Consider the following 23,930-nt stretch of genomic DNA (forward strand, 5'->3'; position numbering starts at 1 on the left):
ACACTATGCAAAACAAGAAAAATCTCCAGCGCCTGATTGCCTCGGTAGTGCTGCTGACGCAGTTGGCGTCGCCGCTCCAGGCGCTGGCCACCGATCTTGCAGATATCCCGATGGCGGTGCAAAACCGGGTGAGCCCGAACCTCATGTATACGCTGGATAATTCCGGCAGCATGGCTTGGGGTTTCATGCCGGATAGCGTTTACGGCGGCATAAACAATAATTGCTATGAAAATTCCTCATATAACGGAATTTATTACAATCCGAATTTCACCTACCTTCCAGGCAAGGATGCCACCGGCCAGCAATACCCTAACGCCAGCTTTACCGCAGCGTATGTAGATGGTTACGCTACTTCCTATAGTTATACGCCGGATGGAAATTCCTATTTCAATTCACCGGTTGATCTATCCAGTGCTTTTCAGGCTTATTTTGACAACGATAACAACAGCTTCGATACGCAGCAACCAGCTTATTACTACAACTATGTGGGAACCAGCCCCGCAACGCCAGTAGTCGGAACCTGTTACTCGAATAGAAGATATCAAGCAGTCATCGTTGGAGCCACTTCCGGCCCCGGGGGGACTGATGAAAGAACCAATTTTGCCAATTGGTTCAGCTACTATCGCACGCGAATGCTGACGATGAAAACCGGGCTGAGCCGCGCCTTCGCCACTATCGACAAAAGTTTTCGAGTCGGTTTCTCTACTATCAACGACAACAGCGGCAGACTGAATAATTCAGGCACCAACTTTATTCCAATTAACTATTTCAATAGCTGCGCGCTTGGCGCAGGGTGTCAGAAAGATATCTGGTACCAAAACCTGCTATCCATCCAGCCGGTCGGAAGCACGCCGCTCGGCGAAGCGATACGCAAAGTGGGGGAATACTACGCGACCGGAAAAATGCCTGGCGTTTCGCCAAGCACAGCGGACCCGATTCTATATTCGTGCCAGCATAACTATCAAATTGTGTCCACAGACGGATTCTGGAACCAGGGCTTATCAACCTCTGTAGGAGATAACGATCAAACTGTCCCTACCTTGCCTGCGCCGGTTCCTCTGGATCCTATCGCAGGTGTCGCACTGACAGCGGGTCAGCCGTTTCCGGCTATCTTTAGCGAGGGATCCACGGCATCATCCGATACCTTGGCCGATGTCACCATGAAGTACTGGATCACAGATCTGCGTCCTTCCGCCACCAATAATGTATTGCCCAATGCCTCTGACCCGGCCACCTGGCAGCATATGGTGACATACACTATCGGTCTCGGAGCGCCGGGGACGTTGACCAACAATACTACGACCTACAATAATTTGAAGAGTGGCGCTATCAGCTGGCCGGTACCCGTTTCCAATGGCCTGACGACCATTGACGACCTGTGGCATGCAGCCGTCAATGGCCATGGCATCTACACCAGTGCGAAAGATCCGACTGCTTTACAGGCGGCGCTGGGCAACGCGCTTTCTGACATCATCGGCCGCCAGGGATCAGGCGCAGCGGTGGCAGTGAGCAATCCGAACGTTTCCACAACCGACAACAGTTCCTTCTCGTCGAACTACAATTCCGGTACATGGACCGGCGATTTGCAGGCCTACCCGATCAGTCCGACGACAGGGGTAATCAACACTGCGGCGCCAATCTGGACGACCGGAGCGCAGGCGCAGCTGGATGCGCTGACCTGGAGCGGCCGCTACATTGGCAGTTATTCGGGTACAGCGGGAGTCGGGTTCAACACCGGCGCCACGGGACTGACGACGGCCCAAAAGGCAAGACTGAACTCTCCTGTCACTCCGCCAGGCCCGAGCGACGCTTCCGCCGTCATCAATTTCCTGCGTGGCGACCGCAGCAACGAAACCACTCTGTACCGCACCCGCACCCATGTGCTGGGAGACATCATCAACTCCGAGCCGGCTTATGTGACGGTGCCGAATGCGGGCTACGCCGACGCCGGATATTCTTCCTTTGCCTCCACTAATTCGACGCGGCAGAAAATGGTGTATCAGGGCAGTAACGACGGCATGCTGCATGCTTTCAACGCCACTACCGGCGCCGAGGCGTGGGCTTATGTGCCCGGCATTCTCGTCAACGCACCCTATGTGACGGCCAGCACCAACCCTGCGACCAACTATCCTTCCACCAGTGCTTTGGTCAACCTCAGCATGAAGACCGGATTTACCCATCTTTACTATGTGGACGGGACGCCGGTGCAAGGCGATATCGACCTGAACTACACTTCACCGCTGCCGAGCACTCCGTCCCCCAGCTGGATTAGCTTGCTGGTCGGTGGCCTGAACAAGGGTGGCCGCGGCTACTATGCGCTGAATGTCACCAGTCCAACGGCGACCAGCGATGCCAGCGTTGCCTCCAAGGTTCAATGGGAATTTCCGAATACCGCCACCGCCAGTACGGTTGTGCCCAACATCGGCTACAGCTACGGCAAGCCGATCCTGGTCAAGACTACAGCGGCAGGATGGGTAGTGCTGGTGACATCGGGTTATAACAACGGTACCGACACCAGTGGCGACGGCAAGGGCCATCTGTTTGTACTGAACGCCAGCACCGGCGCGCTGATCCAGGATATTTCCACCGGCGTAGGCACTGCCGCAGCACCGAGCGGCCTGGCGCAGATCAGCGCCTATGTTGAAAACGCCAGCGTCGACAACACCACGGATTATGTCTATGGCGGCGACCTGCTCGGCAATCTGTGGCGTTTCGACTTGACCGGATCGAGCAGCAGCAGCTGGAACGTCTCCTTGCTGGCAACCCTGGTCGACGGCACCAGTGCCGCCAACCCGCAGCCGATTACGACTGCGCCAGAACTGGGCAAGGTTAACAACAAGCGCATGGTTTATGTCGGCACAGGTCAATACTTTGGCGCAACAGATATTCCCGGCTCTACCGGCGCGAATGCAAATGCCTCCCAGGCGCAAACTTTCTACGGGCTGGTCGACAACCAGTCCAGCACTCCGCTCATCAAGCCCCTGCGCTCAAACCTGGTGCAGCAAACGTTGACCGTGAGCGGCAACGCTGCGACTGCAACAAAGAGCCCGGCAGATGCGACTAAGCAAGGATGGTATGTCGATCTTCCTAACAGCGGTGAACGCTCAACCACGGACCCGGCTTTGGTGCTGGGGGCGATCAGTTTCACCACCAATATCCCGAGCACCGATGCCTGCGCGCCCGGTGGTTCATCCTGGCTTTACCTCTTGGATGCCGCAAGCGGCGGGTATGTGGCGAATTCGACGGCAAGCTGGTCCGGAACCTTCCTGGGAAGCGTTCTTTCCAGCCGTCCGGTGCTGGTCAAGCTTGCGAACGGTAAAGTTGTCGCGGAAACCAAGGGATCGGACGGCTCCTCGACAAGTACAGTGTTGCCTCTTCCTCCGTCAAATCAGGTAGGCCAGCGCAACGCCTGGCGCGAGGTGATCGACAATTAGAGCTGATGTAAGGCAAGCATATTGTCGTCAATAAGAAACGGGCCTTCGCGGCCCGTTTTGCTTATCTGCCTACAATCGCAATATTTCATGCTGGCATGCGAGTCCGGCGAGTTACGCTAACGATCCGTCATCTGAATCAACGTCGTTGCTGGCGACGTCATTTGAGCTGTCTGAGCTATCGTTCGATGAACTGTCGTCCGCGTAGTAATTGTTGATGGTCGTGTTTTCCACAGGTGCCGCCAATGGCGCTGCCGCCTGCTGACCAAACAGCCCACCACCGTGATTGCCGCCATTCCCCATCAGATGCTCAATCCCCTGGAACAGGAACGCGCCGCCGGCGACGCCCGCAGCGGTAGTCGCGACGCTGCCCAGCACATTGCCAATCCCGCCGCCAAAAAAGCCCGGTGCCACGGCCGGCGCTTGCAGCGGCGACTGATATGCCGCAGGAGCCTGCTGCATTGGCGGCTGCTGATAAGGCGCTGCCGCCACGGGACGCGATGCCGGCGCCGCACTGTTGCCCCATGTATTTGCCGGATCAAGAAAACCGCGCGCTGGCGCTTGCGCCGCCTGGACCTGGCTTTGCAAGTTCGCGATCTGCGCCTTGGCCGCATTGAGGGCCTGATCCATCAGCAGCGCGCGCTGCACCAGCAGATAAGCCGCATCTGGCTGCTGCGCTACCGCACTTGCTATCAATGCATCGGCTTGCGGATCCTTGGCGATGCCTCTGGCTTGCGTGAGTTGATTCAGGAAATCTTGCAAAGCTTGCGATTCTTGCGGACTCATATGAAGTGCTCCTTCGGGATTTCGATGGTCAGGTGCTCTATATCGGGTCGTTTGCAAGGGGCTTCAAGAGGTGTTCAGCGCGGGCATGCTGATTTGGGGCGGCTAGATGGACAAAATGCTAAGGAAAATATTCGCAGTAGATGGAGAGATCTGTTCGGCTGGATGTTTGTACGGGATAGGTGGAATTTAATAATCCTTGCAAACCCAATAAATAAAATGGTTTGTTCGTCTCTTAGATGAAATATACCCGCACTGATACCCACAAAAAATTTTCTTTGTAGTCGATTGCGCTTAATTGGAGCGTGGCCCATTTTTAAGGGGCTCATATCAATTCATATACGGAACGCTAGAATGGTGCTAGATTGATATAAGTAACAACGGGCAAGTTTGTATTTGCTTGTTGAGTTGATAAGTAGATTCCATGGCATGGATGGCAGTCAAATGCCCTAGATTAATTGCATGATGAATTTTCCTAGACTGAATATATTCGATCATTTAAGGAACATATCGTTATGACGAACCACGATTTACTTCTGTTAGCGCTGTCCGCTGGTGGCCAGCATGAGCATTCGCCAGTTCAGGTTCAGAAGCTTCTATTTTTGATTGATAGAAATATTGGAGAGTCATTAGGCGGTCCGGTGTTTGATTTCAAGCCCTATGACTATGGCCCCTTTGACTCCACCATCTATGAATGCCTCCGCACGTTAAAACAGGAGGGATTTGCGAAGGCTGTGCCCACGGCTCGTGGATGGGAAAAATATGCTCTAACGGATGTGGGACTCGAAGCAGGTAAACGAATAGCGGTAAATATAGATCCGACACTGGTTAAATACATTGCCGAGCTATCAGTTTTTGTTCGCACTTTATCGTTTACGGATCTTGTAAGCGCCGTATACAAAGCTTATCCGGAAATGAAAGTAAATAGCGTATTCCGAGGGGCTTAGATGACTATTCTGGTCGGTATTAAATGCAAAAATGGCATTGTCATTGGATCCGACAGTTCAGCAACCTTTGGTTCCGGCCAAATACGCACGATTGAACAAAAAACGAAAAAAATAGAGATACTTCATGGCAAGATTATCGTCGCAGGTACGGGGCAAATTGGTCTAGGGCAGCGATTCTGCGATACCTTGGGCAACGGTTACGCAGCAGGAGGATTTAAGACAAAAAATGGTGTTCAGATGGGAGCACACATATGCCATTTAGTCCGAGCAGAATTTGGTACCACCTCTGCACCTTTGGGGCAATACGGTTCCCTAGTTGCCTATCCCGCAGACCACGACATCCATCTGTGCGAATTTGCGATTAGCGACCTCCAACCAGAGTTGAAAACCACTGGGCTTTGGTACGCGTCCATGGGAAGCGGACAGCTCATAGCCGATCCGTTTCTTGGCCTGATGCGAAGCGTGTTTTGGGAGCAGGGAATGCCAAATCTTGAAGAGGGTATTTTTATCGCAACCTGGGCATTGCAGCACGCTATTGACGTGAATGCTGGTGGGGTAAATGGACCTATTCAGATGGCTGTACTAACTAACGAAAAAGGTACGCCATCTGCGAGAATGCTAACACCCGACGAACTTAACGAGCATCAAGAGAATGTCACTGGTGCAGTAAGTCATCTGCGGACATATCGTTGTAAGCTGGCAGGAAAGGGCGATGCTGCAGTTCCTGCCATCCCTAGCACACCTCCTAGTGCGGTCGTTGCGTCTAAATCGAGCTCATCACCGCCGTAAGAAGGCCTTTTCGTATTAATGAGAAACTGGGGCGGTGGTAGCCGCGCTTCTGACAGCAATATTTCGGGGTAAGTGCCTAGCCGCAGGGAGGTTTCCATGCCCTGACGCTTGTAAACCATCTGCCAGCGCTTTATGCCCGTGGGCTCAACCAATATATATAAGCCGTGCCCGTCGCCAATTTTGTACCTTTTGGAGCGCGGTTTTAGCTCGGCAATCTGTGTTTCAGTCAGCGGCGTGGCTAATTTAGGCATTTTTGTTGGTATGTGATTTTGTTGAACGTTCTCGTATCAACAAGGGTACCAACATAAACTTTGGATTGCAATGGACGCTAAAAACGCTCCAGAAACAAAAAACCCGCATCAGCACTAGGCTAGAAGCGGGTTTCTGTACGTTACTGGACTTCTTAAAACGTGTTCTTGGTGGGATAGGTGGACTTTAATATCGCTCTAAAATCCTTATATATAGCCGTCTCTATACTATTTTTTATGGAAGATGGATTAAAACGTGGATGCAAAAAAATTTCCTTATGTATCTAACGCCGCCGTCCAGTTTCGAGAGCTCCACTGATTTCCTGCGTTTCAACGTCCCGCTACGTTTTCCCAAGAACGACAATCTTGCGAGAGGCAAAGAGTCGACAGTGCTTGGACGAACGCTGTCGACAGGTGAGCGAAGGAAGAGGCAAATTTGAAGTACTAATTTTTATGGTGCCCTTCAATCTCTCCAACGTATTCACAATAAGTTTGTGCAAGAAAACTTTGTAGTGAGATTGGACAGCGTACTCTCGGGGCAATAAACGACATTGCGTTTGATAGTCCCATTGAAATTTTTAGTTTTGGGGGGCGGGTATATTTGTTGCAAATACTGGCTATCGAACGATGAATCTCTAGAGAAAATTCGACTAAAAACCAGATCAGATACTTTCCACGAATGAATTTTTCAATGCCCTGATTCTCGCGAAACTCCAATTCGATTTTGGCTATTTCTTCCATTGGTGAGGCACCTACACCCGTACGGTGAGCTGCATCCTGAATCCTTGTTTCTGTGAGTGCAAACTCAGGCTTCAACGCAATAGTCCCATTTTCTAGTAGGAAAAAATTCTTTGGTTCGATCTTGCCCAACACCGGACGATTTCCTGTTCGTCGCCATATTATTATTTGTGCCATGATTGGGGTCATCGCCTCTCGAAATACCGTTAGGCCTGCGAAAAAGCGATTTTTTATTTGTTCGTTATCGTCGACGCTAAGTTCGTGAATGTTTAATATTTCCTCCAAAATACGCTTCAATGTCCCGGCGTTAATGGCATCGTTCTCAATTGAGTAATTGTCAGTGACGTAAATATTTTCGGCGGTCACAATTTCTTCTGGAATAAATTCAGATAAATCTCTGTCGACAAAAAAACAAATCCTTTTCGATGAAAATCTTGTCCAGTCGAAGATGCCAAATGCTTTTAATACTTTATCTTTGCATCCAGATTTGATTAGTTCGACTTCCCAACCTGCCGGGAGATTGTGTTCAATTAAGCCCCTATAAAAAGCCGGATCTTCTTTACCTTCAACAAGACCATAAACGATTTTTGCGTTGGTCTTGTACTTAAGAAGGAACTCATGATATGAGGTATTTACGCCTTCAAGCGCAGCAGTGTGAATATCGAGCATTGTCATAAATGTCCCCTCAGACGCCTATGAATTCACCGAGCGAATGCGTATAGGTGCGCAGTTCGTTTTCGTAAATAAATGGGGAATGAGTGACCGCGACCAATCCCTTGCAGAACTTACCGTTAGTAATATCTAAAAGAAAACGGCGCTGCCACGGAACAGAAAGAGACAATTCAGGTTCGTCAATCAATACGAAAAAATTACGGTGCCCTGAAAGATAGAGGTGACTAAACAAGGAGACGATTTGTTTTTCGCCTGAAGAGAGATCACTAAGGCTGATTCCTCGCTCCCTTAGCCTCTCATCTTTAGGGACAATTTTGAAAGTGAACGTCGGATTATCATAGAGGAATTGCTTATCAACAATGTACTCAGAACATAAATCACAGAATGCGGTTATCTGTTTTTCCTTGTCTTGAAGTGATTCTTGAAATCTCAATAGCTTCAAAAAATAATGGCATATTATTTTTTCGCGCTCGCCTGGAGTCTCAGAGGAGCGCACTGAATTGATCACACTAAAAAGGTGATCTTTATGTGCTTCAGTAAGAATGCTGTCATCAATTCGATTGAGAACCGTCCTTACGGTCGTCTCAGGAATATCGGAAATTTCTTTCATTCCGACATTTTCGTATTCACCATTGACGACATCACCAAGGTACCCAAGCGTTAATTGATTCAAACTCTCGCGAGCAAATTCTTTCAGCTTGCCCAATGTTTGATCAACGGCCTTTTGAACGTCCTTCATTCCGAATTCAACTAACTCAATATATGAACCATCCGTTTCTGGCTCATGAATTTGATTCCGGCTGCGTTGTAGGTCAGTTGTGTCAGCGCCTTCAAAAATGCTATTTAACTCGCGTTCTATACGCCGATAGGTTGGTAAATAGAGGATTTGAGCGTCGATTGAGCTGTGTATTTTTTTGATTGCATCATTAAATCCCTTTTGCGGTCCTTTCGGATCTTCTTCCAGGAATTCAAGTTGCCTCATAATTTCCAACGGTGAACTATGTCGGCCACTAAACCTTGAAAGTTCGTAGGATGCCCTTTCGGTTTCTCCGCGCTCCAAAAACTCCAGAATCTTTCGTCTAATTGAAGGCGGTACCGACGAAAGGAAGCGGCGGTCCACGCCCTTGAATGCGTTGACGAGCTCCTCGTGGCTGACTTTATATTCATGTCCGGCAACGGTGGCAACGATGTATTCAAAGCGAAATTGAACTAGAGAAAGCCAGCGACCAGATAAGAAATAAAAGAGAATTCGAAGAAACGTAGTTTTACCGGATCCGTTTTCTCCGACAAGGATCAAGGTGTTATTGCGGATCGTTGCGTCGATCGTCTTTTGGTCATGCAGTCCTATAATTCGAAATCGCTCCAGCGTGTTTTCCATTATCTTCTTTCCAGAAATACAAGTCTGCCTATCGAGAGGATATTCTGCGCGCCGATTGGTAAAACCGCAATAAATTTTGTTGCGCAAATTCAACTTATTAAAATGGCTAGATTGGGAGATGACGCGAGCCGATCCCGGCGCTGTATCGCAAAACCTTGGATCGGCCTTGATCTGATTATGGTGCTATGAATGCCCCGTAAACCAGCGCTCCAGGTGCTTCAACTGCCAAACCAAGTCGCTCCTCTACGAGAATAGTTACCATGTTTTTCACGAAATTGTCCCGGTCTTCCCGGCTTATTTCAATGGTGGCTTCCTGGCGGTCGTAGACCACGGCCGCGGCTGGAAAATCACCGACCAAGAAATTGCCTGCTGCAATCGCATTGGTGGGCACGACTGCCAAGCGCCATACCTTGGATTCGCCGCCGGTCGTCACATCAACCCAAATGTACTGCCCCGTAGAGTCTTTCTGTAACTCGATGTCGGCCCAGTCCGTTGGATTTAGCACCACGCCGGTTGGGTCACGTTCAGCCAGCTGGAGCTGAAGAATCGCGCGACGGATCACATCAATTTTTGTGTCACCTTTCTGACGCAGATCGTTGTTAAACGCTGTGAAATTGCCTGGCTTGAGCAGACCGGCCAAGTTGCCCAGCTTGCCGTCCCCGTTCAGCAACTGATCCTCTTCCTTGATTTTCAAACCCTGCAACAATCGATTTCCGATGAAGGACTGCAGCTTCGGCGCATCGTCAAGGATCTGTTTTGACGCCGGCAGCCAGTGCGCAAGCGTGACGACTGGATCCTGTACCAGCTCAAACGAGAGGCCGGATTCATTCTTCAGTACGTTTTCTTTGGCGCCGGCCGCAAATTGTGGGCCGGCGTTGTTGATGAACTCCAGCTCACGGGTGTACTCAACCAGGTTGGACGTGGTGGTTTCGTTACGCAGCAAGTTACGGATGGTCAGGCGACGCAGTGGGGCGACGCGGATCTCAGTCTTGCGGTCAGATGGGACCAGCGGCTGATTCTGGCCGGTTGCATTTACCAATGCAGCTTTGCTCATGAACCCTTGATCCAGCGGGATACGCGCCCGCGGCGTCTGGCCATTCTTGAACATTTCATAGGCTGGCGAGTCGATGATGTCCTTGATGCCGCTTTCCGATTCGCCGGCCTGGCCGCCATTGCCCCCTGGTCGTCGGGCCTGCTTCTGCTCAATCTCAAAAATCCGTGAATTGTGCTCGCTGAGGGTTTCGCTGTGCTTGGTGTGCGCGTCCTTCGCTTCGGCCAGGACACCGCGCACGTTTTGCGCCAACGTCTTGACCAAGACAACGACGTCATCATCCTGATCGTCATCTTGACGCGGTGCTTTGGTATGCAAGGCAGTTTTGGTTTGCAGGTGTGGTTCTGGAAATTTCATATTCATCCTTTAAAAGAAAAGTCGGTGAGTGATTTGATTGCTACATCCAGCTCATTGATGAGCCGATCATTGCTGCGTGGTGCGTCGGACCATCCACGGGTTGCAAGCCGACGGGCGTCAGCGCGTGAATAGCCGATCTCATCGCGAAGAAGGCGTTCAAAATCGCGAATGTTGGTTGGCGCGGATTTAACTTCGGTAATGCGGGCTGCGTGGTTGGCCGGCACGCTGACCAGGCTGATCTCGACCAGATCGACTTCCTTGATGAGCTGGATCTTGCCCTCGTAGGCGGCGTCCACGAGACGGTAGCCTATCGACATGCCCAGGGCGCCATCCTTGGCCAGCGCATGGGCTTCCTGGCCGCGTTGTGTGGCAAGCGTGAAGCGACCTGTCACCTTGAGGCCATGGCGGTCCTCAGTGATTTCTAGCCAGCGGCCAATCGGTTCTTTGATGTTGTGCGCCCAGAGCATAGCGGGCGCTGTTTGATTGGCGCCGTGTTGGTCGAGAGATTTGAGAAAGGCACCGGCTGCAATAACGTCGCCGTAGGAATCTACGGGGCCGTTGAAGGTGCTGGCATAGCCAGAAAAAACGCCATCAGATGCGGTTTTTGCATCCTTCAGGATAAGTGCGGGGGTGTAGCGCTCAATCATGTAGTGGTCTCATTAAGCAAAGTAAAACAAAGCCCGTCGGGCCTCCTTTGCCACATAAACCGCTCATCTCAAGCGCTAAAGGTGGGGGTGTTGCGCATCTCACGCAACACTTATGAGACAGGAGCATAACAGGCGAAATGGATTTGGTCAATCGTGTTTCATTGAAGGGTGCTGCTGCCGTTGACCGTGGCAACCTCGACGAGGACGCGGCGTGTTCCTTCCAGCTCAATCATCACCAGGCACACCGAAGGGACGCCGTGGGCGTTGACGCATAGCTCGATGCCGATTTGACCGCCGGCGCGCATGACCGCCGCAATCTTGCTGTGCTGCGTTTCCGACAGGTCGTTGGAGATGATCTCCAAAAGCTCGCTGCTGGTGCTGAGGGCGGCGCAAACGGCCTTGGAGAGGTTGCTGGTGCTGGCAGTAGGGACGAATTGAGTGGTCATATATTGATTTTGAGAAATGGTTTTAATTTTTAATTACGCGGGTGTAAAAAATTGACGAAGCGGACGGTCTGGGTGGGGAGGTGCTGCAGACTTTGACGCCCCCTACCCGGGCCCAGGACAGCCGGCCCGACCGCATTCCTTGCAATTTCATTTTGTGGAAATAAAAAAATTGCTAGACATACGGTCTTGCCAGGAGCTGCCCAAGACTTTTGCCCCCCCCTGGCTATAACGTGAGCGTCAGCTCGCTACCGATCTGCGGAACCAGAGTAGGGCAGCAGGTATTGATGCCAGGCTCTGCCTCATCCTCGCGTCGTGTATCCGCCGTCTGTCCTCGATGCTCAGGCCGCAGACCTCGCAGTAGCGATCGATCAGGCCGTCAAGCTCAGAGATCATCGAGAGCCACTCGTCAGGCGTGCGGCGAGGCGCAGAGATCGATGCCAACTGCTCGGCATCTTGCTGCGACAGGCCATCAACTTCCATGAACTCGCGAACCAGGTTCGATGCCTCGGCAATGATCGCTGCCTTGTATGGCCGTAGCTGCGGGGCATAATGCGCGACCAATGACTGATCGCCCTCAAGTGATACAGCGTTGCCTTGGACGATGATGGACACACCAGCTCTCTGACATTCCGCCATCAATTGACGGGCGTTCATAGATCCACCTTGGTGATGGCTTGACCAGGGGCGAGCGGTGCTGATGCGGGCAATGAGAGGTTGCTTTTAGGTGTTTCTCCGTCGATCTCAACAAACCCAATTTCAGAAGATTTCGGAGAAGATTTCGAAGATTTCGCTTTATTTTGAGTGGAATCTTCTGAAATCTTCTGAAATCTTGTGCTTACTCCGTTGGGCAAATACCAATACCAGCTGCCTGATTTTGTCCCGGAATCCTTGGCCGATTCGATCCCCGCCTTAGCTTTTGCCCGATTAGCAGCTGCCCAAGAAAACCCCGCGTCACTGAGTTCTGCCTTGACGACTTTGGCTGGCATCTTTCCGCCATTTTCGATCAGTAGATCAATCAGCATCTTTTGGAGGTCGCCTTGGTTTTCAGCGTCGCCGTTCTCATCATGCTCAACGTCGCCTAGAATCTCCCGTGCCGTGCCCTCAATCGTTCCTTCCCATTTAACGCAAGTGGCCTCAATGCCGGAGTCCAGTGTCGATAGCTCAATGTTGTACGACACACCGCCGTCATCCGGAGCGATGTTCGACTTTGCCCGGGCAAGGACGCGACGGCTACTGTCTTCTTCCTTCGCAGTTACCAGTACCATCCGGGCAAGTGCACCGAAGGCTTGAGAGCCGATTACGCGGTCCAGCGGGGACTTACCCGCGCCGGCTTTGCTGAAGTGACTGATACCGAGAATGGCGCACTTGTGTACGTCCCCAAAATCGACAAGAGCTTGAAGACTTCTTCGGACGTCGTTGGCTTTGTGCATATCGCCACTGACGGCGCTGACGATCGGATCCACTATCAACAGGGATACCCCGCCGATATTGATTACTGCCTTGTGCAACTCGTGAATGTCTTGTGCTGGATCAAAGGGCAGCCGCTCGCCGTTCTCGGTAATGCCGTCGATGAAGTGGCAGCGAGTCATGTCGGCGCCGGATGCAATCAGCCGCGGCACTAGCGTATCGTCCGGATTGTCCTCACTGGACCAGATCAAGACGTTCCCAGGTAGTACGCATGGGGCGCCATCCGGCCATTTCCCCAGTGCTGTGAGTATGGAAGCCAAACCCAATGCCAGAGTGGTCTTTCCCGTTCCGCCATTGCCGGCCAGGATGGTGAGCTTGCCAGCAGGTAGCCAGCCCTTCCACAACCAGGTAATAGGTTTGGCTACGATGTCCGCCGCGCAGCGCAGATTCACTACACGATTACCCGCTACTGTCGTTTCAAGCAAAGCACGAGCTGCTTTCGAGTCTTCCGATTCAGCGCCTAATTTAAATCCTGTCATGTCGTCTATCGCTTCCATGTGGCCACCGTTTTAAGAAATGCACTGCGACTGTGATCAAGATCGATAATCAACAGGCGGCGCGGCCTGGCTTGATAGAGAGAGCCAGTAAGTTTCCGGAGCACTCCGTATTTCGCGGAATCGCCGCGATACACGAGGACGACATCCAAACCCGCGACTGCAAAACAATCTCGGTCAGTAGGTAGGTGTGCGGGGTCAATGGCAATTGCATTGGCCTTTGGTGGGCGGAAGCCAAGCCCGAGGTAGATCAAGCCATTCACAGGCGCTAGTCCATGCTCTGTGCGAATGCGGTCGAGTTCTTTGAGAGTGCTCATGATGCGCGCCTCGATCGATCTGCCATCCGTTCCGGGCCGTACTTATTGATCCAATCGACGGAGCGTTCAGCGGACTCTTGCAGCAACTTCATTGATGCTATCGAAAGGGTCATCAAGGCATCGCAATCGAATGTATTCAATGCTGGCAAAACCTCTTCATCAGGATCTGCGTCCACGTTGAGGGTCCGCTGCAAATTGGCTGCATTGATGATTTCTAAGCAGGTTTTGACGCCGAAGCTAATGTCATGCGTGAGCGCAACAAAGTTACCCAGTGGGTAGTTCTTGGCGGCCCCGCATAAGGGGCTAAATGGCTCGTGAGCGCTATCTGTGTGGGAAAGTTTAGACGTGCTGGGACTAGGCAATGTGGCCTCCGTGTGTAGTGGAAGACCCGCTGCTCATCGCCAAATGAGGGAGGCGGGCACAAGGCAGGGTTGGCGAACCGGTACACACAGCAACCGGCATACCCGAAGGTATCCCCACCAAGGCCCGCCATTGAAGGCGCACTAAGGCAGTACGGACGTAAAAAAACCGCTTGATCGCGGCTGTCCGCCGTGTGTCATTCGAGTCGCCAAACCCGATCCATTTTTTCTCAGGGATGCGTTTAGAATACTCCGGCTGTAAACCGGCGTCAATGCCTAATGCACAAGTCATCGAGCCAGCGCTTTGATAGAAGCCTAGCCGTTGCTGGACGCTCACCATCAAACCCCTTGCTGAATCAAGGCGCGGATTTCTTCGACCTTCCAAGCAGTCACGCGCTCGGACAGCTTTATGCCGGCCGGATATTTGCCGGATTTGATGCCAGCCCACCAGGTGGACTTGGAGACGGGATAGACTTTGAGGACGACAGGCAAACGAACGTAGCCGGCAGTAGGTAGGGATTCAAACATGTATTGCACTCCTTTGGATTAACAACAATCCGAAGCGGGTAATTCCGCATCGATGGAGTGCATTACATCTTTTTTTAGTTTGCCAAAATAGCCCGCGTCCTAGGTGCGTGTGCGACTTACTAGCAAGGATTACGGTGTGCTAGGAGAGCGTCTTTTTTTTGCGACCGAAACATAATCGCTCAACGTTCTGAATGAGAGAAGCGGGCTAAAGTAGGTTGCGAGTATGGTCGCTGCTTTGTCTGCGCTAAGTGTGCGATCTATATTTTTTTCCCAATAGTCCAAGACTTCAGCTTTGAGCTTGTATGTTTCTGCGTGACGTTTGCCAGAGTTGATTTTCGCCACAAGTGTTTTTTGTTCGTTACCCCCTACAAATCGGCCTATGGAATGAGAGCTTGAGATTAATGAGCCCACAACTTTATCAAGGCGATTTTTACGTAAATAAATTATTGCTTCGTTGTGCAAAACAATCGCAACTACCAAGTGACTGCTGGAATTATTTTCTTCAATGCTTCGCACTACCGCATCATGTAGAGCAACGTCGCCATGAGCGTCGAGATACTCTAAAAATAGCGGGATTAGAGTCTCTTCTTTGATGCTTAGTATCGCGTCTCGTAAACTTTTTTTGTTGATGCTTATAGCGCCATCAAATATATCTGCTGACTCCATGTGGACCTTTTCCACACCTTAAATCGGGAGCCATGCCGGCCAAGTAAGGTTCTTGGTTTTCCCGCCGTCGCGGTAGGCATGGCTAAACTGGTGTTATCTCATTTTCGGCAATCTTGGTGTAGAGGGCTAAGCAACTTTACCGAACTTTCCGGCGATTACCTTCCCGCCGGCCGCCGAGTACAGATAGTCCGCATACTGCTGCATCATTATCTTGCGCTCATCAAGGAATAGGGCGCGGTCGTAGGCTTCGCCGTAGGTGTCTCCGGACGCGTGGGATAGCTGGCGATCTACGACCTCGTGGCGGTAGCCCAGACGCTCTTTGATTACGCCCATGGCCAATGAGCGGAAACCGTGGCCTGTCATCTTGCCGCTATAGCCCATACGCTTTACTGCCGCCAATATACCGAAGTTGGTCGCCGGTTGGCTTGGGTCGCGCAGATTGGGGAAAAGATGCTTGTTGTTGCCAGTGTGCTCCTGCAGCTCCCTAAGCAGTTCCCAGCCTTGGCTTGGCAGAAAGACGTGATGATCGACCTTTCGCGGGTTCAGCTTCTTCTTGCCCATCTTCATGCGCTGCCAGGGGATTACCCAGTCTTCATTTTCTAGATCGATCTCGGACCATTCTGTTGTCGTCAGCTCGCTGGTCCGCACAAAGGTCAGCATCATCAGCCGGAACATGATGCGTGTAGGTGCGTACATTCGGCCCTCTATCTTTTCGAAGGCTCTTAGGAACTCGGGCAGCTCGTCGGGCGTGATTGCAGCATGGTGACCCTTTGAGGTTTGCTTGAGCGCGCCCCGTAGGCTCGGCACTGGGTCAATCTCGGCTTTCCCGCAGGCAATTGCATACCGGAATATCTGCCCGCATACCTGGCCTTGCCGCTTCGCCATGTCCAGGGCGCCGCGTTTTTCGATCTGCCGCAGCACATCCAGCATGACGGGGGCTTTGATGTCGGTGATGGGGTGCTTGCCGATCAAGGGGAAAACGTCCTTTTCCAGCCGGTGCAAGATATTGGTCGCAGTACGTGCCTGCCAGGTGTCGAGCTTGTTTGTATGCCACTCGCGCGCCACGGCCTCGAAGGTATTGGCGTTGGAAGTCGCTCTGTGTAGTTTTTCTATCCGTTTGGCTTGGGCGGGGTCATTTCCTGCCGCTTTCAGCTTTTTTGCATCCAAGCGCTTTTTGCGTGCATCCAAGAGCGAGACTTCGGGGTAGGCTCCGAACGTCAGCCGGTTGTTTTTACCGTTCTCCTGGCGATAACTCATCCGCCATATCTTTGACCCGCTGGGCATAACCTCAAGATACATGCCGCCACCGTCGGCCAGCGTATAGGGTTTGTCCTTCGGTTTTGCGGTTTTGACCTGTATATCCGTCAGCGGCGTGGCTAATTTAGGCATTTTGCATCCATGCTGTTCAGGGGTTTGAATCCATGGATGCAAGTATGGGTGCAAAAAAGTTGGATGTAAATGGACGCCAAAAACATCCAATAAACAAAAAACCCGCATCAGCACTAGGCTAGAGGCGGGTTTCTGTACGTTGCTGGACTTCTTGAAACGTGTTCTTGGTGGTGATAGGTGGACTTGAACCACCGACCCCAGCATTATGAGTGCTGTGCTCTAACCAACTGAGCTATATCACCAATGAAGCCCTAAATTATGACGCATTTCTCCAAATGCTGTCAAGAAAAACAGGTTTGCGATGCTGCAAAATGGCAACTAGGCCGTGTTGTCAGCGTTTCAGGGCGTTTGTCACCGTCTCCAGCGCGGTTTGCGCAACATGCTGGCCGATGCAGTCGATCACAATCCGTTCCGGCATGGCGCGCAGCCAGGTGAGCTGGCGCTTGGCCAGCTGGCGGGTGGCGGCGATGCCTTTTTCGCGCATTTCCTGGTAGCCGTACTGGCCGTCCAGGTATTCCCAGGTCTGGCGGTAGCCGACGCAGCGCATCGAGGGCAGGCCGAGATGGAGGTCGCCGCGGGCGCGCAGGGTTTCTACTTCATGGATTAGGCCGCCGCTCTCAGGATCGAGCATGAGGTCGAAGCGCTGGGCGATGCGGCCGTGCAGGACGCTGCGGTCGGACGGTTCCAGGGCGATCGGCAGGATCTCGAAGGGCAGTTCCGGCGCTGGCTGGTTGGTCAGCAGCGAGGACATGGTCTGGCCGCTCAATTCGATGATTTCCAGGGCGCGCTGGATGCGCTGGCTGTCGTTGGGCTTGAGGCGTTCGGCGGTGACCGGGTCGAGCAGCGCCAGCTTGGCGTGCATGCCGGGCACGCCGATCACGGCGGCTTCGGCGTCCAGCCGGGCGCGCAGCGCCGGATTGGCTTGCGGCAGGGCGTCGAGGCCGTCGCGCAGGGCTTTGAAATACAGCATGGTGCCGCCGACCAGCAGCACCTGTTTGCCGCGCGCGTGGATGTCGGCGAACAGGCGCAGGGCGTCGTCGCGGAACTGCATGGCCGAATAGGATAGTGTCGGCTCCATGATGTCGATCAGATGATGCGGTACCGCGTCCAGTTCGGCGCGGCTGGGCTTGGCGGTGCCGATGTCCATGCCGCGGTACACCAGGGCCGAATCGACCGAAATGATTTCAGAGGGGATGTGGCGGGCGATTTCCAGCGCCGAGGCGGTCTTGCCGGAGGCGGTGGGACCCATGATGGCCACCACCAGCGGTTTACGCACGGATGTTGCTGACTTTGACGGCATGCTGCTTTTCTCCGCCATCACTGGCCGCGCAGGAAGAGCTTATCCAGGTCGGACAGCGCCAGCTGGCTCCAGGTCGGGCGGCCGTGGTTGCACTGGTCGGCGCGTTCGGTGGCTTCCATCTGGCGCAGCAGGGCGTTCATTTCCGGCGCCGTCAGGCTGCGGTTGGCGCGCACCGCGGTGTGGCAGGCCAGCGTGCCCAGCAGTTCATTGCGGCGCTCCACCAGCACCCGCGAGCCGCCGAACTCGCGCACATCGCGCAGGACGTCGCGTGCCAGCGTCTGGGCATCGGCGTTCTTCAGCAATGCCGGCACCGAACGTACCGCCAGCGTGGTGGGCGATATCGCGGCGATGTCGAAGCCGAGCGCATGCAGGGTTTCCTGGTTTTCTTCGGCGGTGCCGACTTCGACCGCATCGGCAAAGAAGGTGACCGGGATCAGCAGCGGCTGCACTTGCATCGCGTCTTCATCCAGTGCGCCTTTGAGTTGTTCGTAGAGGATGCGTTCGTGGGCGGCATGCATGTCGACCAGCACCAGGCCCTTGGTGTTTTGCGCCAGGATGTAGATGCCGTGCAGCTGGGCCAGGGCGAAGCCGAGCGGGAAGTCATCGCCGGGCAGGGTTTGGCTGGCAGCCTGCGGCAGCGCTTGATAACCCGGAACGCCATCGTTGGCCGGGCGCGTGGAATCCGCAAACAATGCGCCGTAGTTGGCGGTGCTTTGCGCGACGCCGCTGGCGCCATGGGCGAATTGCGGGCCGAACGAGGTTTGCTGTTGCGGCACCTGTGGGACACCCGGTTGCAGGATTGCTTGCAGATGTTCTTGCGAGCCGCGGATCCAGGGCATGGCGCCGCTAGGCGATGCCAGCGGCGCCGGCGTCGCGCCGAAAGAGGTGGCGGAGGTCTGCGCCAGTGCCCGGCTGACGGCATGGAACACGAACTGGTGCACCGCGCGGCTGTCGCGGAAGCGCACTTCGATTTTCGACGGATGCACATTGACGTCGACCAGCGCCGGATCGAGGTCCAGGCCCAGCACGTACGAAGGATAGCGGTCACCGTGCAGCACATCCTGATAGGCGGCGCGCACTGCATGCACCAGCAGCTTGTCGCGCACGAAGCGGCCGTTGACATAGAAATACTGAGCATCGGCGCGCGCCTTGGAGGCGGTCGGCAGGCCGACGAAGCCATGCAGCCGCAGCGGGCCGGCGGCCTCGTCCAGCGCCAGGCGGGCGTTGGCGAACTCATTGCCAAGAATGCTGGCGCTGCGCTTGCCGATTTCGGTGACGATCCAGTGATCGACGGTCTTGCCGTTGTGCGTCAGCGAAAAGGAAACATCCGGCCGCGCCAGCGCGATGCGCCGGACCACTTCGGCGCAATGGCCGAATTCGGTCTGCTCGGATTTCAAGAACTTGCGGCGCGCCGGGGTATTGAAATACAGGTCCTGGACGTCGACCGTGGTGCCTTGCGCGCCGGAGGAGGGCGTCACCGCCTGCGTGCTGCCGTCGATTTCCGAGGCGTGCGCGGCGTCGGCGGTGCGCGAGGTCAAGGTCAGCTGCGACACCGAGGCGATCGAGGCCAGCGCTTCGCCGCGGAAACCCAGGGTGGCGACGTTTTCCAGGTCGTGCAGCGAGGCGATTTTTGAGGTGGCATGGCGCGCCAGCGCCAGCGGCAATTGCTCCGGCGTGATGCCGCGGCCGTTGTCGGTGATGGCGATGCGCTTGACGCCGCCTTGTTCCAGGCGGACGGTGATCTGGCTGGCGCCGGCGTCGAGGGCATTTTCCAGCAATTCCTTGACCACGGCGGACGGCCGTTCGACCACCTCGCCTGCTGCAATTTGCGAAATCAGGTTGTCGGGCAGTTGCTGGATGGAGCGGATGGGGGAGAGCGGTGCATTCATGCAGCGATTATACCGAAGCCGGCGCTGCCGGTTGGCCGGGCTTGCCTGCGCAAACAATTGCCAAAACCGCCTTTGCCCAGTCTTCGGTAGTGTATTATTCCGGCGCACCCTGAGGAAAAGTCGGCCGGACTTACCGGCCGGACAGGCAGGATGGCAAGACGCGCCTGCCGCGTTTCGCGCAGGCGGGTGAACTTAATTCAACAAAGGAAAGTCAGTGTGCATAGACTTTTCAAACATAAAAGCGGTTAACTGAGGAACACGGACTATGGACTTTATGCAATTCATCGATGTCATCCTGCATGTCGATAAATCCCTCGGCTTCCTGATCCGGGAATACGGCACGCTGGTCTACATGGTCCTGTTCCTGATCGTTTTCTGTGAAACCGGCCTGGTGGTGCTGCCGTTCCTGCCCGGCGACACCTTGCTGTTTATCGGCGGCGCCTTTTGCGCCACCGGCGAGATGAATATCTGGGCGCTGATGGGCTTGCTGATCATTGCCGCCACCACCGGCAACACCCTCAACTACTGGATAGGCAGCTTGATCGGGCACAAGGTCTATACCCATGACTACCGCTGGCTGGACAAGGCTGCCTTGCAAAAGACGCACGCTTTCTATGAGCACCATGGCGGCAAGACCATCATCCTGTCGCGCTTCGTCCCTATCGTGCGGACTTTCGCGCCGTTCGTGGCTGGCGTGTCCGAGATGAATTTCTCCAAATTCCAGTTCTTTAATATTACCGGCGCCCTGATCTGGGTGGTCGGCCTGGTCGCGGCTGGCTATTTCTTCGGCAATATTCCTGTGATCCGCGATCATCTGAACACGATCGTGCTGGTCGGGGTCGGCGCGGCGATCGTGCCGGTAGCGCTGGGCGGCTTGTGGAAGTTTTACAAGAAAATGCGCAGCGCCTGAGCAAGCGGCTGCGGTTCAAAATGAAATAAGGGCGCGCTGCAAGATTTGCAGCGCGCCCTTGTTGTTTTGCGCCATTACTGTTTTGACATCATGTTTGCACGGCATGAAGCGGTCTCAGGTCAGGATATTCCTTGCCAGCGGCGGATTGCGGGCGAAATATTTCTTGATGCCCTTCAGGATCGCGTCCGCCATCTGGTCCTGGTAGGCATTGTCGGTCAGCTTGGCTTCTTCTTCCGGATTCGAGATGAACGCGGTTTCGATCAGGATGCTCGGAATATCCGGCGCCTTCAGCACGGCAAAGCCGGCCTGTTCCACCGAGCCCTTGTGCAATTTGTTGATGCCGCCGATTTCGCCCAGCACCGCGCCGCCGAGTTTCATGCTGTCGCTGATCTGCGCCGTGGTCGAGAGGTCGAGCAGCACGCTGGCCAGTTGGCGGTCGTGGCTCTTGATGTTGATGCCGCCGATCATGTCGGCCGAGTTTTCCTTGTTGGCCAGCCAGCGCGCGGCGGTGGAGCTGGCGCCTTTTTCCGACAGGGCGAACACCGACGAGCCGCGCGCCGACGGCGTCACGAACGCATCGGCGTGGATCGAGACGAACAGGTCGGCCTGCACCTTGCGCGCTTTCTGCACGCGCACGCCGAGCGGTACGAAGAAATCGGCGTCGCGTGTCAGCATCACCCGCATGTTCGGCTGCTGTTCGATCCTGGCCTTGAGGCGCTTGGCGATCGATAGCACCACGTGTTTCTCGTGATTGCCGCCGCTGCCGGTAGCGCCTGGATCTTCGCCGCCATGGCCGGGATCGAGCGCGATGGTGATCATGCGCGTCAGGTTGGAAGTACGGTCCGGCTTGGGATCGATCTTGGCGACCTGCGGCTGCTCGGGCTGCGGCTGCAACGGCGGCGTCGGTTTCGGATCAGGCTTGGTCTGCGCCACCGGCGGCGCCACTTCGCCCGGATTGGCGGAGGGCCATTCGCCTTTTTCGATCATCATCGCGATCGGATCGGGCGGGTTGACCGGATACAGGTCGAACACCAGCCGGTGCTGGTAGCCGGCCACCGGCGGCAAGGTGAAGACCTGGGGTTTGACTTCTTCCTTGAGGTCGAACACCAGCCGCACCACGCCCGGACGGTTCTGGCCGACGCGCACTTGCTTGATATAGGGATCGTTGGGCTGGATCTTGGCGACCAGTTCCTTCAGCGTCGCATTCAGTTCGATGCCTTCGATGTCGACCACCATGCGGTCCGGATTCTGCACCACGAAGTGCGTGGTTTTCAGGTCCGAATCGTTTTCCAGGGTGACGCGGGTGTAGTCATCCGCCGGCCAGACCCGCACTGCGACAATTTGCGCGGCGTGCGCCAGGCTTGGCGCCAACACCGAAATGAGCAGGGTCCCGCCCGCCTTCAGAACAGTGCGGCGGGTCTTCGATTTTAGAGGTTTGGTGCAAATTTCAGTCGAGCGAGACATTGACTACCCTTATCAGATAACGCCTGCAATTCTACATCACGTCCCGTGTTGGAAATACTGGAAACACTGGAAACGCTGAGTAATATACTGATGTCGGGCGGCGGCAACGCTGCGGCGGCTTTTTCCGGCCATTCGACGATGCAGATGGTGCTTTGGTTGAAATATTCGCGGAAGCCGGCTTCCAGGAATTCATCCGGACTGGCCATCCGGTACAGGTCGAAGTGCATGACTTCGACGCTGTGTTTGTCTATCAGGATGGAATAAGGTTCCACCAAAGTGTAAGTCGGACTTTTTACATGACCCTGGTGACCGGCCGCATGCAGCAGGGCGCGCGTCAGCGCGGTCTTGCCGGCGCCGAGATCGCCATGCAAATGGATCGCCAGTCCGGGCAGCAAGGCACGCGCCAGGGCGGCGCCCAGAGCATTGGTGCCGGCTTCATCATGCAGGTGGGTTGTAAAATGCGGCATCTCGTAACATAGTCCTCTATAGTAAATTCAGTAGTGTCTTTTGGAATCGCAGCAGCCATGGCCGTCACGCAGCAACACTTTACCGGGAAACCCCCGCCCGCTCCCGATCTGGCGGCGCTCGCCGTCGCCATCAAGGCATGGGGGCGCGAGCTTGGCTTTGCCGATATCCGCATCAGCGATGTCGATCTCGCCGAGCAGGAGGCCGGATTCCAGGCCTGGCTGGCGCTCGGTTATCACGGTGAGATGGATTATATGGCAGCGCACGGAATGAAGCGCGCCCGTCCGGCGGAATTGGTGCCGGGAACGATCCGGGCGATCGCGGTGCGCATGGACTATCTGCCGCGCGGCTACCAGGATGCGCCGGGCCAGTGGCGTCCGCGCGAACAGGCGCGGCTGGCGCCGGCCGCTGCGGGCACGGCGACCGTGTCGCTGTACGCGCGCGGCCGCGATTATCACAAGGTGATCCGCTCGCGCCTGCAGCAGCTGGCCGATCGCATCAAAGGCGAAATCGGCGAATTCGGCTACCGCGTGTTCACCGATTCGGCGCCGGTGATGGAAGTGGCGCTGGCGCAAAAGGCCGGGCTCGGCTGGCGCGGCAAGCACACCTTGCTGCTGAATCGGGAAGCCGGTTCGTTCTTCTTCCTCGGCGAAATCCTGACCGATTTGCCGTTGCCGGTCGACCCGCCCACCAGCTCGCATTGCGGCCAATGCAGCGCCTGCATCGATGTCTGTCCGACCCAGGCCATCGTCGGCCCTTACCGGCTCGATGCGCGCCGTTGCATCTCTTATCTGACGATTGAGCTGAAAGGCAGCATTCCGCTGGAACTGCGGCCCCTGGTCGGCAACCGCGTCTACGGTTGCGACGATTGCCAGCTGTTTTGTCCCTGGAATAAATTTGCTCAGCCGTCGACGCTGGGCGATTTCGATGTGCGCAACGGCCTTGACCAGGCTACGCTGGTGGAACTGTTCGGCTGGAGCGAGGAGCAGTTCAACAGCCGCATGGAGGGCAGTCCGATCCGCCGCATCGGTTATGAGCGCTGGCTGCGCAACATGGCGGTCGGTCTCGGCAACGCCGCCGCGGCGGGCGCCGGCACGCCGGAAATCATCGCGGCGCTGCAGTCGCGCAGCGCCGACCCGTCAGAGCTGGTGCGCGAGCATGTGGCGTGGGCCTTGCAGCAGCACGGCGCCTGATC

General features: G+C 54.9%; 23 protein-coding genes and 1 tRNA gene. 5 read left to right on the forward strand and 19 right to left on the reverse strand.

From position 1 onward, the window contains the following. Positions 1-5 precede the first annotated feature (5 nt). Entirely contained in the window at positions 6-3,434 is a 3,429-nt protein-coding gene (locus tag AC07V8_RS08745; protein WP_494678187.1) for a pilus assembly protein, read from the forward strand. 111 nt (positions 3,435-3,545) lie between these two features. Here the strand turns inward: AC07V8_RS08745 and AC07V8_RS08750 are convergent, their stop codons facing one another. Beyond that, positions 3,546-4,217: a DUF2076 domain-containing protein gene (locus AC07V8_RS08750; RefSeq protein WP_494678186.1), complete on the reverse strand. Its 672-nt coding sequence runs from the start codon at positions 4,215-4,217 to the stop codon at positions 3,546-3,548. A gap of 512 nt (positions 4,218-4,729) precedes the next feature. Between AC07V8_RS08750 and AC07V8_RS08755 the strand changes: the two genes are divergently transcribed. Together AC07V8_RS08755 and AC07V8_RS08760 are read left to right on the forward strand one after the other, a co-directional pair. Continuing rightward, a complete protein-coding gene (locus tag AC07V8_RS08755) occupies positions 4,730-5,161 on the forward strand; it encodes a Panacea domain-containing protein (protein ID WP_494678185.1) in 432 nt (143 codons plus the stop codon). Further along, the gene (locus tag AC07V8_RS08760; RefSeq protein ID WP_494678184.1) at positions 5,162-5,950 is read left to right on the forward strand and encodes a hypothetical protein; all 789 of its coding nucleotides are present in this window, start codon (positions 5,162-5,164) and stop codon (positions 5,948-5,950) included. Here the strand turns inward: AC07V8_RS08760 and AC07V8_RS08765 are convergent. From AC07V8_RS08765 to mutL, 16 genes are all read right to left on the reverse strand, one after another. Continuing rightward, entirely contained in the window at positions 5,833-6,201 is a 369-nt protein-coding gene (locus tag AC07V8_RS08765; protein ID WP_494678183.1) for an Arm DNA-binding domain-containing protein, read from the reverse strand. The genes AC07V8_RS08760 and AC07V8_RS08765 overlap by 118 nt on opposite strands. Positions 6,202-6,642: 441 nt before the next feature. After that, on the reverse strand, positions 6,643-7,611 hold the full coding sequence (locus tag AC07V8_RS08770) for a DUF4435 domain-containing protein (protein ID WP_494678182.1): 969 nt from the start codon (positions 7,609-7,611) through the stop codon (positions 6,643-6,645). 10 nt (positions 7,612-7,621) lie between these two features. Further along, positions 7,622-8,986, reverse strand: coding sequence for an AAA family ATPase (locus AC07V8_RS08775; RefSeq protein WP_494678181.1), 1,365 nt, complete (start codon positions 8,984-8,986; stop codon positions 7,622-7,624). Positions 8,987-9,161: 175 nt separating this feature from the next. After that, on the reverse strand, positions 9,162-10,394 hold the full coding sequence (locus tag AC07V8_RS08780) for a phage major capsid protein (protein WP_494678180.1): 1,233 nt from the start codon (positions 10,392-10,394) through the stop codon (positions 9,162-9,164). Between the two features lie 2 nt (positions 10,395-10,396). After that, on the reverse strand, positions 10,397-11,041 hold the full coding sequence (locus tag AC07V8_RS08785; RefSeq protein ID WP_494678179.1) for an HK97 family phage prohead protease: 645 nt from the start codon (positions 11,039-11,041) through the stop codon (positions 10,397-10,399). Positions 11,042-11,199: 158 nt separating this feature from the next. Beyond that, positions 11,200-11,487 carry a hypothetical protein gene (locus tag AC07V8_RS08790; RefSeq protein WP_494678178.1) on the reverse strand — a complete coding sequence of 96 codons (288 nt, stop codon included), beginning with the start codon at positions 11,485-11,487 and terminating at the stop codon, positions 11,200-11,202. 237 nt (positions 11,488-11,724) lie between these two features. Beyond that, on the reverse strand, positions 11,725-12,141 hold the full coding sequence (locus AC07V8_RS08795; RefSeq protein ID WP_494678177.1) for a hypothetical protein: 417 nt from the start codon (positions 12,139-12,141) through the stop codon (positions 11,725-11,727). After that, the gene (locus tag AC07V8_RS08800; protein WP_494678176.1) at positions 12,138-13,451 is read right to left on the reverse strand and encodes an AAA family ATPase; all 1,314 of its coding nucleotides are present in this window, start codon (positions 13,449-13,451) and stop codon (positions 12,138-12,140) included. Before AC07V8_RS08800 ends, AC07V8_RS08795 begins: the two co-directional genes overlap by 4 nt. After that, entirely contained in the window at positions 13,439-13,765 is a 327-nt protein-coding gene (locus AC07V8_RS08805) for a hypothetical protein (protein WP_494678175.1), read from the reverse strand. Before AC07V8_RS08805 ends, AC07V8_RS08800 begins: the two co-directional genes overlap by 13 nt. After that, positions 13,762-14,127: a hypothetical protein gene (locus tag AC07V8_RS08810; RefSeq protein WP_494678174.1), complete on the reverse strand. Its 366-nt coding sequence runs from the start codon at positions 14,125-14,127 to the stop codon at positions 13,762-13,764. Before AC07V8_RS08810 ends, AC07V8_RS08805 begins: the two co-directional genes overlap by 4 nt. 336 nt (positions 14,128-14,463) lie before the next feature. Continuing rightward, positions 14,464-14,652 (reverse strand): helix-turn-helix transcriptional regulator, encoded by a 189-nt coding sequence (locus tag AC07V8_RS08815; RefSeq protein WP_211471935.1) that lies wholly within the window; start codon positions 14,650-14,652, stop codon positions 14,464-14,466. A gap of 129 nt (positions 14,653-14,781) precedes the next feature. Next, positions 14,782-15,318, reverse strand: a complete 537-nt coding sequence (locus tag AC07V8_RS08820; RefSeq protein WP_494678173.1) for a hypothetical protein — start codon at positions 15,316-15,318, stop codon at positions 14,782-14,784. A gap of 126 nt (positions 15,319-15,444) precedes the next feature. Then, the gene (locus AC07V8_RS08825) at positions 15,445-16,707 is read right to left on the reverse strand and encodes a tyrosine-type recombinase/integrase (RefSeq protein WP_494678172.1); all 1,263 of its coding nucleotides are present in this window, start codon (positions 16,705-16,707) and stop codon (positions 15,445-15,447) included. A gap of 165 nt (positions 16,708-16,872) precedes the next feature. Beyond that, positions 16,873-16,949, reverse strand: a tRNA-Met gene (locus AC07V8_RS08830). An 89-nt stretch (positions 16,950-17,038) separates the two neighbouring features. Next, complete coding sequence (gene miaA, locus AC07V8_RS08835) at positions 17,039-18,007, reverse strand: tRNA (adenosine(37)-N6)-dimethylallyltransferase MiaA (protein WP_494678171.1); 969 nt, start codon at positions 18,005-18,007, stop codon at positions 17,039-17,041. Between the two features lie 17 nt (positions 18,008-18,024). Next, a complete protein-coding gene (gene mutL, locus AC07V8_RS08840) occupies positions 18,025-19,896 on the reverse strand; it encodes a DNA mismatch repair endonuclease MutL (protein WP_494678170.1) in 1,872 nt (623 codons plus the stop codon). Between the two features lie 265 nt (positions 19,897-20,161). Here mutL and AC07V8_RS08845 point away from each other — a divergent pair, with 265 nt between their 5' ends. Beyond that, positions 20,162-20,806 carry a VTT domain-containing protein gene (locus AC07V8_RS08845; protein WP_211443433.1) on the forward strand — a complete coding sequence of 215 codons (645 nt, stop codon included), beginning with the start codon at positions 20,162-20,164 and terminating at the stop codon, positions 20,804-20,806. A 114-nt stretch (positions 20,807-20,920) separates the two neighbouring features. Here AC07V8_RS08845 and AC07V8_RS08850 read toward each other — a convergent pair whose 3' ends face one another. Next, positions 20,921-22,270, reverse strand: coding sequence for an N-acetylmuramoyl-L-alanine amidase (locus tag AC07V8_RS08850; RefSeq protein WP_494678169.1), 1,350 nt, complete (start codon positions 22,268-22,270; stop codon positions 20,921-20,923). Then, positions 22,234-22,737, reverse strand: coding sequence for a tRNA (adenosine(37)-N6)-threonylcarbamoyltransferase complex ATPase subunit type 1 TsaE (tsaE, locus tag AC07V8_RS08855; protein ID WP_494678168.1), 504 nt, complete (start codon positions 22,735-22,737; stop codon positions 22,234-22,236). The genes AC07V8_RS08850 and tsaE overlap by 37 nt, the downstream gene beginning before the upstream one ends. A 57-nt stretch (positions 22,738-22,794) precedes the next feature. On the opposite strand from tsaE, the gene queG reads away from it, so the two are divergent. Continuing rightward, positions 22,795-23,928 carry a tRNA epoxyqueuosine(34) reductase QueG gene (gene queG, locus AC07V8_RS08860; protein ID WP_494678167.1) on the forward strand — a complete coding sequence of 378 codons (1,134 nt, stop codon included), beginning with the start codon at positions 22,795-22,797 and terminating at the stop codon, positions 23,926-23,928. Positions 23,929-23,930 lie beyond the last annotated feature (2 nt).

Source organism: Collimonas sp. GW821-FHT02H07 (assembly GCF_059421505.1).

Bases quoted from the DNA above. Each gene is read 5' to 3' on its own strand.
- AC07V8_RS08770 (WP_494678182.1), bottom strand. From the start codon at position 7,611: ATGACAATGCTCGATATTCACACTGCTGCGCTTGAAGGCGTAAATACC.
- tsaE (WP_494678168.1), bottom strand. From the start codon at position 22,737: ATGCCGCATTTTACAACCCACCTGCATGATGAAGCCGGCACCAATGCT.
- AC07V8_RS08795 (WP_494678177.1), bottom strand. From the start codon at position 12,141: ATGAACGCCCGTCAATTGATGGCGGAATGTCAGAGAGCTGGTGTGTCC.
- AC07V8_RS08800 (WP_494678176.1), bottom strand. From the start codon at position 13,451: ATGGAAGCGATAGACGACATGACAGGATTTAAATTAGGCGCTGAATCG.
- AC07V8_RS08760 (WP_494678184.1), top strand. From the start codon at position 5,162: ATGACTATTCTGGTCGGTATTAAATGCAAAAATGGCATTGTCATTGGA.
- AC07V8_RS08850 (WP_494678169.1), bottom strand. From the start codon at position 22,270: ATGTCTCGCTCGACTGAAATTTGCACCAAACCTCTAAAATCGAAGACC.
- AC07V8_RS08750 (WP_494678186.1), bottom strand. From the start codon at position 4,217: ATGAGTCCGCAAGAATCGCAAGCTTTGCAAGATTTCCTGAATCAACTC.
- AC07V8_RS08805 (WP_494678175.1), bottom strand. From the start codon at position 13,765: ATGAGCACTCTCAAAGAACTCGACCGCATTCGCACAGAGCATGGACTA.
- AC07V8_RS08765 (WP_494678183.1), bottom strand. From the start codon at position 6,201: ATGCCTAAATTAGCCACGCCGCTGACTGAAACACAGATTGCCGAGCTA.
- AC07V8_RS08780 (WP_494678180.1), bottom strand. From the start codon at position 10,394: ATGAAATTTCCAGAACCACACCTGCAAACCAAAACTGCCTTGCATACC.
- AC07V8_RS08775 (WP_494678181.1), bottom strand. From the start codon at position 8,986: ATGGAAAACACGCTGGAGCGATTTCGAATTATAGGACTGCATGACCAA.
- mutL (WP_494678170.1), bottom strand. From the start codon at position 19,896: ATGAATGCACCGCTCTCCCCCATCCGCTCCATCCAGCAACTGCCCGAC.
- AC07V8_RS08745 (WP_494678187.1), top strand. From the start codon at position 6: ATGCAAAACAAGAAAAATCTCCAGCGCCTGATTGCCTCGGTAGTGCTG.
- AC07V8_RS08785 (WP_494678179.1), bottom strand. From the start codon at position 11,041: ATGATTGAGCGCTACACCCCCGCACTTATCCTGAAGGATGCAAAAACC.
- queG (WP_494678167.1), top strand. From the start codon at position 22,795: ATGGCCGTCACGCAGCAACACTTTACCGGGAAACCCCCGCCCGCTCCC.
- AC07V8_RS08815 (WP_211471935.1), bottom strand. From the start codon at position 14,652: ATGTTTGAATCCCTACCTACTGCCGGCTACGTTCGTTTGCCTGTCGTC.
- AC07V8_RS08755 (WP_494678185.1), top strand. From the start codon at position 4,730: ATGACGAACCACGATTTACTTCTGTTAGCGCTGTCCGCTGGTGGCCAG.
- AC07V8_RS08825 (WP_494678172.1), bottom strand. From the start codon at position 16,707: ATGCCTAAATTAGCCACGCCGCTGACGGATATACAGGTCAAAACCGCA.
- miaA (WP_494678171.1), bottom strand. From the start codon at position 18,007: ATGCCGTCAAAGTCAGCAACATCCGTGCGTAAACCGCTGGTGGTGGCC.
- AC07V8_RS08790 (WP_494678178.1), bottom strand. From the start codon at position 11,487: ATGACCACTCAATTCGTCCCTACTGCCAGCACCAGCAACCTCTCCAAG.
- AC07V8_RS08820 (WP_494678173.1), bottom strand. From the start codon at position 15,318: ATGGAGTCAGCAGATATATTTGATGGCGCTATAAGCATCAACAAAAAA.
- AC07V8_RS08845 (WP_211443433.1), top strand. From the start codon at position 20,162: ATGGACTTTATGCAATTCATCGATGTCATCCTGCATGTCGATAAATCC.